This window comes from Ensifer sp. SSB1, from assembly GCF_016652895.1.
GTDB lineage: Bacteria > Pseudomonadota > Alphaproteobacteria > Rhizobiales > Rhizobiaceae > Ensifer.
The window spans coordinates 38,388-41,714 of the sequence record NZ_JAEPRP010000050.1; the positions used below are offsets into that span (position 1 = coordinate 38,388).

General features: G+C 62.2%; 4 protein-coding genes. 1 reads left to right on the plus strand and 3 read right to left on the minus strand.

What is annotated here, in order from left to right; genetic code table 11:
• Positions 1-1,230, plus strand: a 1,230-nt coding sequence (locus I8N66_RS14725) for an ABC transporter substrate-binding protein (protein ID WP_291154744.1), incomplete at its 5' end; no start/stop codon positions are given.
• A 52-nt stretch (positions 1,231-1,282) separates the two neighbouring features.
• On the opposite strand, the gene I8N66_RS14730 is transcribed toward I8N66_RS14725, so the two are convergent.
• The 3 genes from I8N66_RS14730 to I8N66_RS14740 all read right to left on the minus strand — a co-directional run.
• The gene (locus I8N66_RS14730; RefSeq protein WP_113535114.1) at positions 1,283-1,957 is read right to left on the minus strand and encodes an HAD family hydrolase; all 675 of its coding nucleotides are present in this window, start codon (positions 1,955-1,957) and stop codon (positions 1,283-1,285) included.
• Positions 1,958-2,077: 120 nt separating this feature from the next.
• Entirely contained in the window at positions 2,078-2,746 is a 669-nt protein-coding gene (locus I8N66_RS14735; RefSeq protein ID WP_291154746.1) for a metallophosphoesterase family protein, read from the minus strand.
• A gap of 264 nt (positions 2,747-3,010) precedes the next feature.
• Positions 3,011-3,327: hypothetical protein (locus I8N66_RS14740; protein WP_291154748.1), on the minus strand; the 317-nt coding region annotated here is incomplete at its 5' end.

The window sequence follows — 3,327 nt, forward strand, 5'->3', positions numbered from 1 at the left end:
AAGGACGTCACCTTTCACAACGGCAAGGAACTGACCCCGGCCGACGTGGTGGCAACGCTTGAACGTCATGGCGACGCCGATTCCAAGTCGGCCGCCCTGCCCTTCGTCCAGGAATTCGAAACGATCAAGGCCGACGGCGACAGCGTGGTCATCACGCTGCGGTCACCGAACGCCGACCTGCCCTATGTCGTCAGCGACTACCACCTGATGATCCAGCCGAACGGCGGCAAGGACGACCCGACCGCGGGCATCGGCACCGGCCCCTACAAGGTCGTTTCCAACGAGCCGGGCGTCAAACACATTGCCGAGCGCCACGAGGGCTACTGGGGCTCTGCCGAGCGCGGCCATGCCGACCAGATCGAAATCGCCGTGATCAACGATTCGACCGCGCGGACTGCAGCACTCCAGAGCGGCCAGATCCACATGATCAACCGCATCGAGCCCAAGGTCGTGGCGCTGATCAAGCGCCTGCCAGGCGTCGTCATCCGCAACGTGCCGGGCAAGGGCCACTATGTCTTCATCGCCCACTGCAACACGGCGCCCTTCGACAACAATGACCTGCGGCTGGCGCTGAAATACGCCGTCGACCGCGAAGAGATGGTCGCCAAAGTGCTCGCCGGCTACGGTACCGTCGGCAACGACACGCCGATGATCAAGGGCTACCCGCTCTTCGACAACGACATTGAACAGCGGGTATTCGATCCGGAAAAGGCGAAGTTCCACTACAAGAAGTCCGGCCACAGCGGCGCAGTGCTGCTGCGGACATCCGATGTCGCTTTCCCCGGCGCGGTCGACGCGGCACAGCTCTTCCAGATGAGCGCCGCCAAGTGCGGGATCACCATCGACCTGAAGCGCGAACCGGGCGACGGCTACTGGTCGGACGTCTGGAACAAGCAGCCCTTCAGCATGTCCTACTGGACCGGGCGGCCGACGCAGGATCAGGTCTATTCCATCGCCTACCTGTCAAAGGCCGAATGGAACGACACGCGCTTCCAGCGCGAAGACTTCGACAAGCTCATCTTTACCGCGCGCGGCGAACTCGACACGACCAAGCGCAAGGCGCTTTATCGCCAGGCCGCCGTGATGCTGCGCGACGAAGGCGGCGTCATCGTGCCGATGTTCAACAACTACATCGACGCGACCAGCGACAAGGTCGGCGGCTGGGTCGATGATCCGAACGGCGAACTGATGGGCGGCCACGCGCTGACGAAGTGCTGGCTCAACGCCTGATCCGGATTGAGCAGAGCCGAAGGTCAGCAACGACCTTCGGCTCGTCTAGCGTTCATAGCGCCTGACGCAGCGACAGCATGCCGTCGCTTGCGAGTTCGACCTCGATGTCATGGTAGCGGGCAAGCGTCAGGTGCGGAGTACCTTCTGCAGCCTCATGGGCGCCGGTGACGACGACCACGTCGGCGCCGGCCGCAATGCCGGCCAAAATGCCGGCGGGCGCGTCTTCGAAGACCAGGCAATCCTCCGGGCGCACGCCCAGACGCTCGGCCGCCATCCGATACCCTTGCGGATCGGGTTTGCCAGCAGAAACATCTTCACCCGTAATCATCAGCTGCGGTGTCGGGATGCCGGCAGCGGCAAGGCGGCGCACCGCCAGATCGAGCGGCGCCGACGTGACGATCGCCCATTTCTCCGCCGGCAGCGAATTCAGGAAGGCAACGGCACCCGGAATTTCGACGATGCCCTCGACATCGGCGATCTCTGCGAGCGCCAGATCATGGGCTTCCTTTTCCGGGTCGACATCGGCCAGTTCGAGATTGCGGATCGTATCGACAGCGCGCACACCGTGAACGGTCTTTATGAACTCGACCGGATCGATCCCGTTGCGCACCGCCCAGGCGCCCCAGACGCGCTCGACGACGGCCATGGAGTTCAGCAAGGTGCCGTCCATATCGAACAGCAGGGCAGCAAAATTCTTCGTGAACACGGATGAAGGCGCGGCGTCCAAGGCAATCCCCTGAGATGGTGAAACGGGCGGCAGCAGACATCGCCCTATGGAGAAGGGACACCTACTACCGGATGGCCTGGCGCACAATGACATTTGCGCCGCGTGCGCCAGCGATGTCGCTCAGCTTGCAGCCTGGATTTGCGTTGTCATGAGGAAGTCGATCGGGCCGCCCGGCTGATCGTCATCGAAGACGGCACAGGAGAGCACCCCGCCGAAGACGGCACCGGAATCGACGTTGGTGCGGTTGCCGACGGTGCGCGGATTGGCCAGGCTGGGCGTGTGCCCATGGCAGAGATGCTTTCCCCAATATTCGCCGGAATAGTCGTCGGGCCGCCTGATCCACAGGAAGATCTCGTCGCCTTGCTGCTCCAGCGGCAGCGTCTCGTCGATACCCGCATGCACGAAAATGCGGTATCGTTCGACCAGGATCGTCGGCAGTTCCTTGATCCACTTCAGATGCCGCCCGGGAACGACGCCGTTGTAGGAGACCAGCGTCTCTTGGCCGCCGTTCATCAGCCACCAATCAACATCGGTCTCGCCGCTGCTGGCGCCCCATAGCATCTCCTCATGGTTTCCCTTGAGGGTCAGCCAGGTCCAACCGGGCTTGGACGGGCCGGCCATGACCAACTCGACGACACCGCGGCTTTCCGGCCCTCGGTCGATCAGGTCGCCGAGAAAGATCACCCTGCCCGCCGGCGCATAGGCTTCAATCTCGCGCAAAAGCACGCGCAACTGGTCGAGGCAACCATGAATGTCGCCGACTGCGAAGGTGAGTTGCCGGACGGCCATACGTCTACTCTCCACACATACTCCAAGCCCCCGAACCGAGCCGATCCAAGGGAAAATATCGATAAATCAAAACACTATAGCAAGTCTTTCGTCGAAACGTATGCGCGCGATGTCGATTGAGACAACCGACTCACGTCCAAGCGCCCGACAATTTTGCCGATAGTCCGCCGAAATGGCCGAAACTGGGCGGAGGCACGTTTTCGAACGAGGGCGCGAAAGCGCACTCGCCGTCTTCTCGAGGACGGCGGGATTGTCGTTGGCCCCTCAGCGGCGGGAGTGGCCTTTTGCAATCGTCGAAGTGGCGATCGATACCGGGTCGCTCGCCGGAAATGTGTCTTCGAGCCCCTCATCGAGTTGCTCTTCCATCACATTCTGGTCGTGGGCCCGACGTGCAGTCGGCAAAGCTCCGCGCGTGGAGGCCTTCGCACCGCTTACAGACTGAAGCGCTTCGTCTGCGTCCAGCGCTATTCTGAGCATATCCTTTGCCTTCGCGACCGCATTGAGCCGATTCAAGGAGCCCGCACTGTCCTGCGGGCACATCACGGTCACGACTTCCCCGCCATCGCCGACGAATTCGACGC